This window comes from Pseudomonas pharyngis (assembly GCF_021602345.1).
Taxonomy (GTDB): Bacteria; Pseudomonadota; Gammaproteobacteria; order Pseudomonadales; family Pseudomonadaceae; genus Aquipseudomonas; species Aquipseudomonas pharyngis.
Window position 1 is genome coordinate 217,367 of record NZ_BQID01000004.1, and the last position, 13,477, is coordinate 230,843.

A 13,477-nucleotide genomic window follows, 5' to 3' on the forward strand; every position below is an offset into this window, starting at 1 on the left:
CGCATGGTGAGTCTCCTTGATTAACGGACTGGCGGCAGCGTGGTCGTGGTGTAGGTTTCGACTTCGACGTACTCGACCGCATCCCGGCGGCGACCGCCGAAGGTGGCCGAGAGGCTGGCGAAGAACGCACCGGCCAGCAGCGCAATGAACATCCACAGCGAAGTCCAGGCGGCGACTTTGGCGGCGGTGTCGGCGGCTTGCTGCGCTTTCACCTTGGCGTCGGCGATTGCTTTCTGGGTGCGGGCGTAGATTTCATCAACCCGACGTTCGGCGTCGGCCTGGGTCAGGTTGGTACGCTGGGCGACCAGTTGGGCGAGGTAGGTACGGTCTTCGGCGCTGAGCTGACCGTTGGCCAGGCTCTGGGCGAAGATCCGGGTCACGGTGCCACGGGCCGCGTCATCGCTGACCGCGGCGGGACGATCATCGCGGAACAGGCTGTCGACGAAGTAGCCGTACTGATCGCCGTCAGTGTTGCCCGCTGCGGTGCCAGCGGCCTGGGTCATGGCGCCTGCTGCGCCGCCGGCAACACTCGCACCGGCCTGCACGCCGCCGCTGACGATGCTGCTGACCGAACCGACCACCAGCGTCGCGGTGACCAGCGTGGCCACGCACCAGGCGAGGAAGCCATGAGCGGTGTCGCGGAAATACACCTCGTCACCGTGCATGTTGGCCCACTTCACCCGCAGGCGACCGGCGATATAGCCACCGAGCCCCGAGGCAATGATTTGCGTGGCGGCCAGCCAGATGATGGTGGAAATGCCCAGGCCCTTGGCGCTGACGCCCTCCCCGGCCCACGGAGAAACGGCGGAAAAGCCCAGACCGAATCCCAACAGCACCAGAATCAGCGACAGTGCCGCTGCAGCGGCAGCCCCTGCGAAGATCGCGCCCCAGGACACGCCCGAGACGTTGCTCGACTCTCCTTCGTAGGCAGGATAAAACCCATCAGAGGATCTATTCATTGTTGTAGTGCTCCAGGCATGAAAAATGGTGTTACAACTCGTCAACAGAGGAATTGCAGTGACCGTGCCAGTCGCCCACATTAAATAAATCGTTTTAATTCAATAGCTTAAAAAGTCTGAACTTCCTAAGACCATGCAAATTGCAACAACGGGTCGATAACAGCGGGTTTTATGCATTGGCACAAAAGCCCGGCCGTGGCGTTTGTATCCGCTAAAACATGAAAGTTAATTTAAAGCGCCCGCGCAAAATCTTGGCAAAATGCTGCCATTGCGTTTGAACAGACCAGCAGGCCCACCATGACTCGCATCCTCACCATCGAAGACGACGCCGTGACCGCCCGGGAAATTGTCGCCGAACTGAGCAGCCACGGCCTCGACGTGGACTGGGTCGACAATGGCCGTGAAGGCCTGGACCGCGCCGTCAGCGGCAACTACGACCTGATCACCCTTGACCGCATGCTGCCGGAGCTTGATGGCCTGGCCATCGTCACCACGCTGCGGACCATGGGCGTGGCGACGCCGATCCTGATGATCAGCGCCCTCTCCGACGTCGACGAGCGCGTGCGTGGCTTGCGCGCCGGCGGCGATGACTACCTCACCAAACCGTTCGCCACCGATGAAATGGCCGCCCGGGTCGAAGTATTGCTGCGTCGCCAGAACAGCAACGGCGCACAACCGACCACGTTGCAGGTGGCGGATCTGCAACTCGACCTGATCAGCCACGAAGCCCGCCGCGCCGAGCAGGTGCTGACGCTGTTGCCGACCGAGTACAAGCTGCTGGAATTCCTGATGCGCAACAGCGGCCAGATCCTGTCGCGGATGATGATTTTCGAGGAGGTCTGGGGCTATCACTTCGACCCTGGCACCAACCTGATCGACGTGCACATCGGCCGCTTGCGCAAGAAGATCGACCCGCCGGGCAATGTCCCGTTGATCCGCACGGTGCGAGGCTCGGGTTATGTCATTGCCGAACCCGTCTGACGGTTGGCGTTCTTCCAGCAGTCGCTTGCTGGCGCTGTACAGTTCGTTGTTCGTGGCCTGGAGCGCGATCCTGATGGGGGTCATGTACTTCGAGGTCTCCGGTTACCTCGACAACCTGGCCAAGCATTCGCTGATGCAACGTCAGCATCTGTTTTCGCACTTTCGCGGCGATCAGCTGGAAGACGCGCTCGCCGCCAGCATGACCTTCGACATTCGCGGCATCGACGCCTACGGTCTGTTCGACGCCCAGCATCGCTACCTCGGCGGCGCGCTGCAGAGGATCCCCGAGGGCCTGCCGCTGGACGGCAAGATCCACATGCTCAGCGAATGCGCCGACTCCGACGACCCGACCCTGCCCGCCGACAGCTGCGACGCAGTCGCCACCCCGACCCGCGACGGCCGCTGGCTGGTGCTGCTGCGCGACAACGGTTCGCTGTTCGCGGTGACCAGGATCATTCTGCATGCGTTGCTCTGGGGCGTGTCGCTGACGATTGTGCCGGGGATCATTGGCTGGCATTTGCTGCGTCGGCGGCCGCTGCGGCGAATCCGGGCGATCCAGGACAGTGCCCAGTCGATCGTCGCCGGCGACCTGACCCATCGCTTGCCGCTGTCCAATCGCCGCGATGAACTGGACATGCTCGCCGCCATCGTCAACGCCATGCTCGATCGCATCGAGCGCTTGATGAACGAAGTCAAAGGCGTGTGCGACAACATCGCCCATGACCTGCGCACCCCGCTGACCCGTTTGCGCGCGCAGTTGTATCGCATGCAGCAACAGGCCGGCGAAGGTTCGCCGGAAGCGGCGCAACTGGATCTGGTGCTGGCCGAGGCCGATACGCTGATGGCGCGGTTTCGCGGTTTATTGAGGATTTCCGAACTGGAGGATCGTCAGCGGCGTTCGGGGTTTGTTGAGCTCGATCCGGTGTTGTTGCTGCAGGAACTGCACGAGTTCTATTTGCCGCTGGCCGAAGACGACGAGTTGCGCTTCGAGCTGAACATGCCGGAAACCCTGCCGATGCTGAACGGTGATCGAGCGTTGCTGTTTGAAGCGCTGGCGAACCTGTTGAGCAATTCGATCAAGTTCACCCCGGCCGGTGGCACAGTGGTGTTGCGCGGGGTCAATGATGCGGGGCATACGCGGATCGAGGTGCATGACTCCGGCCCCGGTATTCCCGAGACCGAACGGGAGGCGGTGTTCCAGCGCTTTTATCGCGCCGAGGGCGGGCAACCGCAGAATGGCTTTGGCCTGGGACTGTCGATCGTTGCGGCAATCGTCAACCTGCACGGGTTCAGTCTTGAGGTGGGACGCAGTGATCTGGGCGGGGCGAAGCTGGTGCTGGATTGTCGGCAGAGCTTGATTTCACAATCCTGAACTTCATGTATTGCCCATGTGGGAGCCAGCCTGCTGGCGATGACGGTGTGTCAGTCAATGAATATGAATGATCGACCGTTATCGCTAGCAGGCTAGCTCCCACAATTGGTTCTTGCAGAAACTCAGGCGGGATAGTTCGCGCGTAGCGCTTCGAGGCCACCCTGATAGATGCCGTTGAACAGCGCCACCACTTCCTCCTCGCTCACGCCCTTGGCCGTGAAGCGTCCCGACCACGTCACCTTCGCGCCCTGCCCCTGGGCTTCAACACGAATCGTCGCCAGATAATCGGTGGCCGGAAACGGTGCCTGCAGAATCGAATAACTGTAGGTTTTGCCCGCGTTATCGAACGTCTCCAGACGCTCGACCACCACGCCACCGTCAGCGGTTTGCAAGGTGCGCACACGCCCACCTTCACTCAGTTCGCTGTTGGGAATGAACGGCAGCCAGTCCGGCAGGGTGTTGAAGCCGCCAATCAATTGCCAGACCTGATCGGCCGAAGCCGGGATGTCGATCGTTGCTGATGCTGTTGCCATAAATAAAAAGTCTCTCGATAAATTCAGATAGTCAGGCTGTCGACCACGCCGCCGTCGACCCGCAACGCGGCGCCGGTGGTGGCTGAAGACAGCGGTGAAGCGATGTAGGTGACCAGGTGCGCGACCTCTTCGACATCCGCCACGCGCTGGATGATCGAGCTCGGACGGGCCCGGCGCACAAAGGCGTCAGCCTCGTCCCGCAGGCTGCGGCCAGATTCGGCGGCGGCATCCTTGAGCATTTCCTCGACACCGTCGGTGAAGGTCGGCCCGGGCAAAATCGCATTAACCGTAACCCCGGTGCCAGCCAGACGTTTGGCCAGGCCATGGGACACCGCGAGGTTGGCGCTTTTGGTCACGCCGTAGTTGATCATGTCGGCCGGAGTGGCCACGCCGGATTCCGAAGACAGGAAGATCACCCGGCCCCAGCCCTGTTCGACCATCGCCGGTACGTAATGCCGCGACAGGCGAACGCCGGAGATCACGTTGATTTCGTAGAAGCGCGTCCACTCATCGTCCGGCGCATCGAAGAAATCCACGGCGTTGTAGATGCCGAGGTTGTTCACCAGGATGTCGGCTTTCGGTTCAGCGGCGAACAGTTTCTGCGCGCCTTCGGCCGTGCCCAGATCCGCCGTCAGACCGCGCAGTTGCGCGCCCGGCACTTTGCCTCGAATGCTTGCCAGCGCCTGCTCGACCTTGGCCGCGTCGCGACCGATCACCACCACCGTGGCGCCCGCCTCGGCCAGCGACTGGCTGATGCCCAAACCGATGCCCGCCGTGCTGCCGCTGACAATCGCCAGTTTTCCGCTCAGATCGATCTTCATGCTTTCACCTCGTCGATGGGTAATGGTGCACGTTCGGACACCAGTTTCGCTTCACGCATGGCCTGCCAGAAACCGGCCGGAATGACCGCCGACAGCGCCGCCACATCTTCAGCGATGCGCCCCGGTTTGCTCGCGCCGGGAATCACGGCTGCCACGGCCGGATTGGCCAGCGAGAATTGTAGTGCAGCCGCTTTGACATCCACGCCATGGGCCGCAGCAATGCGTTTGATCTGCTCGACCTTCGCCACGATCTCAGGGCTGGCCTTCTGGTATTCGAAGTGCGCGCCGCCGGCCAGGATCCCCGAGCTGTAGGGACCGCCGACCACGATTTCAACATTCTGCGCCCGCGCCGAATCCATCAAACGCTGCAAGGCGCGGTCGTGGTCGAGCAAGGTATAGCGGCCGGCCAGCAGGAAGCCGTCAGGCTGCGCCTCGGTCAGGTCCAGCGTCAACTCGCACGGCTCGACCTTGTTCACGCCCAGGCCCCAACCCTTGATCACGCCTTCTTCACGCAGACGGGTCAGGACTTTAAAGGCGCCGGTGCGGGCCTGATTGAAGTACTCGAGCCATTGATCGCCGTAGAAATCCTGAGCGATGTCGTGGACCCAGACGATGTCGAGGCGATCGGTTTTCAGACGCTTGAGGCTGTCTTCGATCGAGCGCAGCGTGGCGTCGGCGCTGTAGTCGTTGACAATCTTGTTCGGGCGACCGTGTTCGAACACCCCACTTTTCTCGCCCAGATCCCGGGCGGCGGCGTCTTCGACTTCATCGAGAATCACCCGGCCGACCTTGGTGCTGAGCACATAGTCGTCGCGCTTGTAGCGGGACAGTGCTTCGCCGAGGCGGATTTCCGAGAGGCCCGAGCCGTAGAACGGTGCGGTGTCGAAGTACCGCACGCCGGCATCCCACGCTGCGTGCACGGTGGCTTGCGCTTCTTCTTCAGGAATGGCGCGAAACATGTTGCCCAGTGGCGCGGTGCCGAAGCCGAGTTGGCCGGGGAGTTTGTCTTTCAAGCTCATGATGCTGTCCTCGTAGTTCGTGGTCGGTGTTGACCGTTGAGCAAATCCTAGATTGCGCCACTCAGACCGTCCAAGACATAATCCGCAGCACTTGAGTCCCTGAAGGTCTGACATGATCGACATCCGCCAATTGCGCTACTTCGTCGCCGTCGCCGAGGAAGAACACGTCGGCCGCGCCGCCGAGCGCCTGCACATTTCCCAGTCGCCCCTGAGCCGACAGATCGCCCAGCTCGAAGAACGCCTGGGCCTGACCCTGTTCGAACGCAGCCAACAGCGCATTCGCCTGACCCGCGACGGCCAGACCTTTCTCGCCGAAACCCGCGCCCTGCTGACCCACGCCAACCGCCTGGAATCCCTCGGCAAACGCCTGGGCCGTGGCGAAGAAGGCGGCCTGTGCATCGGCTACATCGAGAACGCGATGCACGCCGGGGTTTTGCCCAATGCCTTGCGCGTACTGCGGTTCGATCGGCCTAACGTGCATGTCGCGCTGTACAACCTGAGTTCTGCCGAACAACTGGAAGGCCTGCGTCAGCGTAGCCTCGATATCGCGCTGGTCAGTGAACCGCCGACGATCGACGATCCCGACCTGCTGGGCTTTCAGGTGCTGGACGACCCGATGCTGCTGGCGCTGCCCGAAGGACACCCGCTGAACCAACTGGCGTCGCTGACCCCGGCGGATCTGGCCGATCAGGAATGGATCGGCGTGCAGCCACGCCAAGGGGCCGACGATGAGTTCGTCAGCGCCTGCATCCGTGCAGGCTTCACCCCGGATGTGCGGATGCAGGCCACCGAGCCGTTTACCGCGCTGGGGCTGGTCGCCTCGGGCCTGGGGATCGCGATGATCCAGAAAGGCCTGAGCCACAACGCACCGCCGGGCGTGGTGCTGCGGGAAGTGCCGTGGCTGGCGTTCACCACACCGTTGTGGGCGGCGTGGCACCGGATCAACCTGCGGCCGCTGGTGGAAACGTTTCGCAAGGTATTGACCGGCGTCGATCCCGCCCAGTGACCCGACAGCGAAAGACTTTGCTGCTTTACTGAAAAGACTCAAAAAAACAGCGAGTCTTCCGGCATGAACCGCAATGACCTGCGTCGCGTGGACATGAACCTGTTGGTGATTTTCGAAACCCTGATGTTCGAAAAGAACCTGACCCGCGCCGGGGAAAAGCTGTTCCTTGGCCAACCCGCCGTCAGTGCTTCACTGGCGAAACTGCGCGACCTATTTGACGACCCGTTGCTGGTGCGCAACGGTCGCGTGCTGGAGCCGACCCAGCGGGCGCTGGCGATCCTCAAGGAATTGCAGCCGGCGATGGACACCATTTCCGGCGCGGTCAGCCGGGCCAAGGATTTCGACCCGCTGAGCAGCCGCGACGTGTTTCGCATCGGTCTGTCGGACGATGCCGAGTTCGGCCTGCTGCCGCCGCTGCTCAAGCAATTGCGCGAGGAAGCGCCGGACGTGGTGGTCGTCATCCGCCGGGTTAATTTCCTGCTGATGTCGTCGATGCTGGCGTCCGGGGAGATTTCCGTCGGCGTCAGTTACACCACTGAACTGCCGGCCAATGCCAAACGCAAAAAACTGCGGGACCTGCGCTGCAAGATCCTGCGCGGCGATGATCGTCCCGGCGCGCTGACCCTCGACGACTACTGCGAACGGCCCCATGCGCTGGTGTCGTTTTCCGGCGATCTGGGCGGTGCCATCGACAACGATCTGGCGCGAATCAACCGTGCACGTCGTGTCGTGCTGGCAGTGCCGCAATTCGCTCCGCTGCGGGCGATTCTGGCCGGCACCGACATGCTCGCCACCGTGCCGGATTTCGCCGCTTGTGCGCTGGTCGAAGGCAGCAGCGTGCTGCGCGCCGACGACCCGCCGTTCGACATCGTGCCTTCGGAGCTTTCGATGGTCTGGAACGGGGTCAACGACAACGATCCGGCGGAACGCTGGTTGCGCTCGCTGATTGCCCATCACATGTCGGCGCCGCTTCCGCCACAGGCGCACTGATCGGCTTGAACCCCGGATCGACCTCGCGCAGGTACACCGGCAGGTCGGTCATCGGCGGCATCTGCGGGATCTCGAAATACATCTGCACCACCCAGCCACGGTGGTAGTTGTTGTGGTTGATCACGTGCATCAGGATCGCCCCGGCGTTCATGGTGCCGCCATCGCCGGAAACAAATTTGAAATCGATCGAGCGGTTCAGCGAGGCTTCGGTCTGCTGCGCGCTCCAGGTGCGATACCAGCCATCGACTTCCTGCTGGGCCTGGCGCAACTCGCCGAGGTCGGCGTGCACCAGATCATGGGACGTCGTGAAACCGTGCTCGCGCCCTTCGAGGTGCGCCTGCCAGATCCGGTCGACCACGTAGATGTGGTTCAGCGTACCGATCATGTTCTTGAAAACCGTCTTGCGCTCCCTCGTCGTCTCCCCCGCCGGCAGCGCTTGCAGGCTGTCGAACAGACGCTGATTGGCCCAGGTCTTGTAGTCCGTGAGCAGATGGGCCGTGGCCAGATTGATCATCGCGGGTCACCGTAGGCACGAAAAAGGGCTTCGCCTAGGATAGACCTCTCTCGCGGGAATGGCGGTGGTGCTGACTATTGGTCGAAGGGGAATACCTTCCGCTTTCGCTCAAGCGCCCAACCGCGCCCACCCCGCCACCAGTTGCGCACTGATACTTACCCCGCCACAAACAATGATCACCACATCCCGTGCCCCCGCCAGCGCCGGGAGGTCAAGATACGCCACCGCCAGTGAAATCCCGCACGCCGTTGATCCTCCATACGCCGTTGCCAGCGGCTAAACGCCGGGGATCGTGCCGGGATCTACACTGAACGGAACAGCCCGTGAGGTGCCTATGAAAATGTCTGCGCAAATGACCGTGGTCGCCGTGCTCGCCACCCTCGCCTATCTGGGCCTGGCGATGTGGGGCATCGGTGGCGTGGCGGTGTTTTTTTCTCACGGCGCATTGGTCGTGGTGGCCTTGGCCACGCTGGCCATGGTGGTGGCGTCGCTGTTCACGGAAGTGAATCTGAGCACCGGCGAGCGCGAGGACCGGGCCAATCGCTGGGTGATTCCGGCGTTCGCCGTAATCGGATTGGTCAGTGCCTTTCTGCCGGCTTATTGCGACCGCATCGGCTTTTGGACCATCGGCCGCGAAGGCACCCGTTGGCTGGGAGCGCTGTTGTTTATCGTCGGCGGCGGATTGCGTTTATGGCCGGTGTTTGTGCTGGGCCATCGGTTCAGCGGGTTGGTGGCGATTCAGCCGGGGCACAGGTTGGTCACCGAAGGCATCTACAGCATCTGCGCAACCCCAGTTATCTGGGGCTGGTGATCAATGCGATCGGCTGGGCACTGGCGTTTCGTTCGGTGGTCGGCCTGTTGCTGGCGGCGCTGACGCTGATCCCGCTGATCGCCCGCATCCACGCCGAAGAGGCCCTGCTGCGTGCGCAGTTCGGCGCCGAATACGACGCTTATTGCGCGCGCAGCTGGCGACTGGTGCCCTGGGTTTATTGAGGTTGCAGGCGCAGCTGGCCGTCGCTGTCGATGCTCAGCGCAATGTCGCGGTAACTGGCGATGGTCGCGTGTGCAGTTTCAAGCGGATGCTGGTGAGTCGTGGTGATGATCATCAACGGCGCACCGGCGGCTTCAGCGGCCTGGATGCCGACGGTGGCGTCTTCGAAAATCAGGCAGTCCGCCGGCTCAAGGCCCAGGCGTTTGGCCGCCAGTCGATAACCGGCCGGATCCGGTTTGCCGGCGCTCACGTCTTCAGCGGTGATCATCACCGCCGGTTCAGGAATCCCCGCCGCCGCCATCCGCCGCAATGCCAGATCCCGTGGCGCCGAGGTCACCATGGCCCAGCGATCCGCCGGCAACGACTTGAGAAACGCCGCAGCACCGGGAATCTCGACAATGCCTTCGACGTCTTCGATTTCCGCCGTGGTGATGAACGCCGCTTGCGCCTCGGCGTCCACGCCCGGCAGGTTCAAACGCGTGATGGTGTCGATGGCGCGCACGCCATGGATGGTCGGCAGGAACGTTTCGACGTTCACCCCGTGGCGCACGGCCCAGGCGGACCAGATCCGCTCGGCGGCGGCGATGGAGTTGAGGACGGTGCCGTCCATGTCGAACAGGAACGCGCCGAACGCGCGGTTGAAAATAGTCTCGTGAGCTGACAAAAGATCACTTCCTCGCAAGGGGCCGGGCAACGATGCCCGGCAATGTAGCACTTGCAGGACGCTTCAGTGCAGACGCGGCGCCCTGGATTTGAACGCACTGTCCACGCAATCGAGCAACTGGCCGATTGCCCAAGGCTTCTTGATGAACGCCACCGGATGTTTCACCCCTGAGGTTTCCGGCGTTTCATAACCGGACATGACCATCACCGGTTTGTCCGGCCAGCGATCGCCGACCAGATTGGCCAGGTCCGCGCCGTTAAGGGTGCCGGGCATGGTGATGTCGGTGAGCAGCAGCGCCACTTCCGGCGCGTGCTCTTCCAGGTATTGCGAGGCCGCATCGGCACTGGTCTGCGGCTCGACCTTGAAACCTTCCTCCTGAAGAATTTCGCAAAGAAACTCCAGAATCAACGGATCGTCCTCGACTACCAGAATCAATCCGCCAGGAAGGTGCGCGCTCGACGTCGAAATTGGACACATGAACTGGCACTCCCTGAATTGCATGAACGATTTAGCGGCTTGATCCCGCTGCTTATCTGGTATGAGCAGCGCCTTCTACAGAAATTCATTTTTGATACAGGTCTTTTCGATAACAGCCGTTCGACGGGCAGTCGCCGGCGCATAATTGCGGTTAAAATGCGCGCCCTTTTGCTGGCCGATCCTGATTGATGAACCCTCAAGCCCTCGCCGTTCTCCATGCCCACCTGCTCACTGCGCTGACTTCGGCCCCGGCCGAAACCCGGCGTCTGTTCCATGGGCGCGGGCGTTGCTGGCCGGGGCTGGAGCAAGTCACTGTGGATTGGCTGCAGGGCGTGGTGCTGGTGTCATTGTTCAAGGAGCCCGAGGCTTCGCAGCTGGACGACCTCAAGCGCCTGCTGCTGGAAATCACCGGTTCGGAGCCATGGCAGCAGTCCGGCGCCCACACCCTGCTGATCCAGCACCGTTACTTGCCGCAAAGCACCGCCGAATGGCTGCTCGGTGAAGAAATCGACGAAATGACCATCGTCGAAGGCGGGCTCAAATACCGCGTGGATCTGGGCCGCAAGCAGAACGCCGGGCTGTTCCTCGACATGCGTTACGGGCGCAACTGGGTGCGTGAGCAGGCGGCGGGCAAACGGGTGCTGAACCTGTTCGCCTACACCTGCGGTTTTTCGGTGGCAGCGATCAAGGGCGGCGCCAGTCACGTGGTCAACCTCGACATGTCCCGCGCCGCGCTGAGCCGGGGCCGTGACAATCACCGGCTGAACGGGCATGACCTGAGCAAGGTGAGTTTCCTCGGCCACGACCTGTTCAAGTCCTGGGGCAAGGTCATCAACAGCGGCCCGTATGATCTGGTGATAATCGACCCGCCATCGTTCCAGAAAGGCAGTTTTCTGCTGACCAAGGATTACCAGCGCGTGCTGCGTCGTCTGCCGGAATTGCTGACGGCGCAGGGCACGGTGCTGGCCTGCATGAACGACCCTTCGTTCGGTTCGGACTTCCTGATCGACGGCGTGACCCGGGAAGCGCCGAGCCTGCGCTTCGAGCAGCGGCTGGAAAATCCGCCGGAGTTTCCGGATATCGACCCGGAAAGCGGTCTGAAAGCGCTGCTGTTCAAGCAGATCGGCTGACCCGCTCAGCGCGGCCGCAACACCAGCGCAAACAACTCGCCATGCCCGGTGACGTTGAGCTTGTGATAGAGATTGCGCCGGTGCACCTTCACGGTCTCCGGCGAAATGTTCATGTGCTGGGCGATGGCCTTGCTGGAAAAGCCCTGGAGAATCAGACGAGCCGTGTCGATCTCGCGCGCGGTCAGGCGGGCGTCGAAGCGGTCGAGCAGCGCCGCAATATCGCCGACCGGCGCTTCGACCGCCGCGCCTTGCGGCGGCATCAACTGCACATGCCGACGCATCGCTGACAGCACCCAATCCCGCACGCAGAGCAGGCGCCCCTGCTCCTGCAAACTGAACGCCGTCGAGCGGCCCATCGACAAGCCGAGCACGCCGTCGTCGAGGTTGACCAGAAATTGCAGCTCATCCGCGCCGACCACCGAGCGGAAGTAACTCTGGTAGTACTCGCTGTGCAGAAACTGGTCCGGCGCCACGGATGCAAGGCTGTGCAAACCGTCGGAGATCCCGCCGCAGGCGGCCTGATAGAACGGATCAAGCAGGTACATTCCGGCACAGTAACCAGCCAGTTCTTCCTGCTCGTCGGCGCGGCCCTGGCTGTCGAAGTCGATCAGCAATTGCGGCGGGCGCCCCGTTTGCATCACCGCCACCAGCGCATTGTCCAGCGGCACCAGCAACCGCAGCGTATCGACCAGCGCCCGCCAGAAACCGTCCTGACCTACCGTAGCGAACACTCGCGACAGGCTCTGATGCACCGGCAATTCCTGCAGCAACGCGTCCACGCACTACCCCTTTTGAGTAACCCATGATGGGAATGGGTGCGGCGCGGCCCGCCCGATAGGCTGACCACTCCTGTTCATCACCGGCCTGCCAACAGGCCAGGAGTGCCGCATCATGCGTGGTCATCGTGGGTATATCAACCTGGGTCTGATGGGCGTTTTGTCCGCGGCGCTGAGTGCGCAGGCGGCCGATGCGCCGAGCGTGCATGTCTATAACTGGTACGACTACATCGGCCCGAACACCCTGCATGATTTCAAGCGTGACAGCGGTATCGAACCGGTCTACGACACCTTCGACAGTGCCGAAGTACTGGAAGGCAAACTGATGACCAGTCGCAGCGGCTACGACGTGGTGGTGGCGAGCAACTTCAGCCTGCCGACCCTGATCAAGGCCGGCGCCCTCGCCCCGCTGCCCCGCGATCAACTGCCGGGCTGGAAGAACCTCGACAACGATCTGCTGAGCAAACTGGCCAACAACGACCCCGGCAACCAGTACGCCGTGCCTTACCTGTGGGGCACCAACGGCATCGGCTACAACGTCGACAAGGTGCGCGCGGTGATGGGTGACAAGGCCCCGGTAGACTCCTGGGATCTGGTGTTCAAGGAAGAGAACCTGGCCAAACTCGGCGAATGCGGCGTGGCGATGCTCGATTCGCCGTCGGAAATGCTCCCGGTCGCGCTGCACTACCTCGGCCTGCCGCCGAACAGCACCAAGGCCGAGGACTATCAGAAAGCCGAAGCGCTGCTGCTGAAACTGCGCCCGCACATTGCCTACTTCAATTCCTCGAAATTCATCAGTGATCTGTCCAACGGCAACATCTGCGTGGCGGTCGGTTGGTCCGGCGCGATGCTCGAAGCCAAGACCACCGCCGAGCAGGCCGGCAACGGCGTGAAGATTCAGTACAGCCTGCCGAAGGAAGGCGCGCCGGTGTGGTTCGACACGCTGGTCTTGCTCAAGGACGCGCCGCATCCGGCCCAAGGCCTGGCGTTCATCGACTATTTGCTGCGGCCCGATGTGATTGCGCCGGTCAGCGATCACCTGTCCTACCCCAACGGCAACCGCGCTGCCACGGCGCTGGTTGCCCAGGCCACCCGCGACAACCCGGCGGTGTACCCGTCACCCACGGCGATGGCCACGTTGTACACCCTCGAGCCCTTGCCCAAAGCCACCGAACGGGTGCGCACGCGGGTGTGGAGCAAGGTCAAGAACGGTCAGTAACAGCCCTTCGAATCACTGCCTTCAA

The 13,477-nt window shown here is 62.3% G+C and carries 14 protein-coding genes and 2 pseudogenes; 7 read left to right on the forward strand and 9 right to left on the reverse strand.

The window, feature by feature from the left end:
• Positions 1-20: 20 nt before the first annotated feature.
• Positions 21-959, reverse strand: a complete 939-nt coding sequence (locus L6D74_RS10810; RefSeq protein ID WP_236189141.1) for a hypothetical protein — start codon at positions 957-959, stop codon at positions 21-23.
• 297 nt (positions 960-1,256) lie between these two features.
• On the opposite strand from L6D74_RS10810, the gene L6D74_RS10815 reads away from it, so the two are divergent.
• Both L6D74_RS10815 and L6D74_RS10820 read left to right on the forward strand, forming a co-directional pair.
• On the forward strand, positions 1,257-1,940 hold the full coding sequence (locus L6D74_RS10815) for a response regulator transcription factor (protein ID WP_007952956.1): 684 nt from the start codon (positions 1,257-1,259) through the stop codon (positions 1,938-1,940).
• The gene (locus L6D74_RS10820) at positions 1,918-3,312 is read left to right on the forward strand and encodes a sensor histidine kinase (protein ID WP_236189143.1); all 1,395 of its coding nucleotides are present in this window, start codon (positions 1,918-1,920) and stop codon (positions 3,310-3,312) included. The genes L6D74_RS10815 and L6D74_RS10820 overlap by 23 nt, the downstream gene beginning before the upstream one ends.
• Before the next feature lie 122 nt (positions 3,313-3,434).
• Here the strand turns inward: L6D74_RS10820 and L6D74_RS10825 are convergent, their stop codons facing one another.
• Genes L6D74_RS10825 through L6D74_RS10835 form a run of 3 tightly spaced genes read right to left on the reverse strand, consistent with a single transcriptional unit; the run spans position 3,435 to position 5,685 of the window.
• Positions 3,435-3,845: an SRPBCC family protein gene (locus L6D74_RS10825; protein WP_236189144.1), complete on the reverse strand. Its 411-nt coding sequence runs from the start codon at positions 3,843-3,845 to the stop codon at positions 3,435-3,437.
• A 23-nt stretch (positions 3,846-3,868) separates the two neighbouring features.
• Complete coding sequence (locus L6D74_RS10830) at positions 3,869-4,666, reverse strand: SDR family NAD(P)-dependent oxidoreductase (protein ID WP_064597620.1); 798 nt, start codon at positions 4,664-4,666, stop codon at positions 3,869-3,871.
• Complete coding sequence (locus tag L6D74_RS10835) at positions 4,663-5,685, reverse strand: aldo/keto reductase (RefSeq protein WP_236189145.1); 1,023 nt, start codon at positions 5,683-5,685, stop codon at positions 4,663-4,665. The genes L6D74_RS10830 and L6D74_RS10835 overlap by 4 nt, the downstream gene beginning before the upstream one ends.
• A 112-nt stretch (positions 5,686-5,797) precedes the next feature.
• Here L6D74_RS10835 and L6D74_RS10840 point away from each other — a divergent pair, with 112 nt between their 5' ends.
• Both L6D74_RS10840 and L6D74_RS10845 read left to right on the forward strand, forming a co-directional pair.
• Positions 5,798-6,691, forward strand: coding sequence for a LysR substrate-binding domain-containing protein (locus L6D74_RS10840; protein ID WP_236189146.1), 894 nt, complete (start codon positions 5,798-5,800; stop codon positions 6,689-6,691).
• 63 nt (positions 6,692-6,754) lie between these two features.
• Complete coding sequence (locus tag L6D74_RS10845; protein ID WP_221397638.1) at positions 6,755-7,681, forward strand: LysR substrate-binding domain-containing protein; 927 nt, start codon at positions 6,755-6,757, stop codon at positions 7,679-7,681.
• On the opposite strand, the gene L6D74_RS10850 is transcribed toward L6D74_RS10845, so the two are convergent.
• Entirely contained in the window at positions 7,596-8,195 is a 600-nt protein-coding gene (locus tag L6D74_RS10850) for a DinB family protein (protein WP_039767301.1), read from the reverse strand. The genes L6D74_RS10845 and L6D74_RS10850 overlap by 86 nt on opposite strands.
• 108 nt (positions 8,196-8,303) lie before the next feature.
• A pseudogene (locus tag L6D74_RS10855) lies at positions 8,304-8,441 on the reverse strand (pyridoxal-phosphate dependent enzyme); the annotation flags it as partial.
• Positions 8,442-8,529: 88 nt separating this feature from the next.
• Here L6D74_RS10855 and L6D74_RS10860 point away from each other — a divergent pair.
• Positions 8,530-9,188, forward strand: a pseudogene (locus L6D74_RS10860) (methyltransferase family protein).
• Here the strand turns inward: L6D74_RS10860 and L6D74_RS10865 are convergent.
• Positions 9,182-9,850: an HAD family hydrolase gene (locus L6D74_RS10865; protein ID WP_236189147.1), complete on the reverse strand. Its 669-nt coding sequence runs from the start codon at positions 9,848-9,850 to the stop codon at positions 9,182-9,184. The pseudogene L6D74_RS10860 and the gene L6D74_RS10865 overlap by 7 nt on opposite strands.
• Before the next feature lie 63 nt (positions 9,851-9,913).
• The gene (locus L6D74_RS10870; protein ID WP_039767308.1) at positions 9,914-10,327 is read right to left on the reverse strand and encodes a response regulator; all 414 of its coding nucleotides are present in this window, start codon (positions 10,325-10,327) and stop codon (positions 9,914-9,916) included.
• Between the two features lie 188 nt (positions 10,328-10,515).
• On the opposite strand from L6D74_RS10870, the gene L6D74_RS10875 reads away from it, so the two are divergent.
• A complete protein-coding gene (locus L6D74_RS10875; RefSeq protein WP_236189148.1) occupies positions 10,516-11,457 on the forward strand; it encodes a class I SAM-dependent methyltransferase in 942 nt (313 codons plus the stop codon).
• A gap of 5 nt (positions 11,458-11,462) precedes the next feature.
• Here the strand turns inward: L6D74_RS10875 and L6D74_RS10880 are convergent, their stop codons facing one another.
• Positions 11,463-12,236, reverse strand: a complete 774-nt coding sequence (locus L6D74_RS10880; RefSeq protein ID WP_236189149.1) for a helix-turn-helix transcriptional regulator — start codon at positions 12,234-12,236, stop codon at positions 11,463-11,465.
• A 112-nt stretch (positions 12,237-12,348) separates the two neighbouring features.
• Here L6D74_RS10880 and L6D74_RS10885 point away from each other — a divergent pair, with 112 nt between their 5' ends.
• Positions 12,349-13,452, forward strand: a complete 1,104-nt coding sequence (locus L6D74_RS10885) for a polyamine ABC transporter substrate-binding protein (protein WP_236189150.1) — start codon at positions 12,349-12,351, stop codon at positions 13,450-13,452.
• Positions 13,453-13,477: the final 25 nt, after the last annotated feature.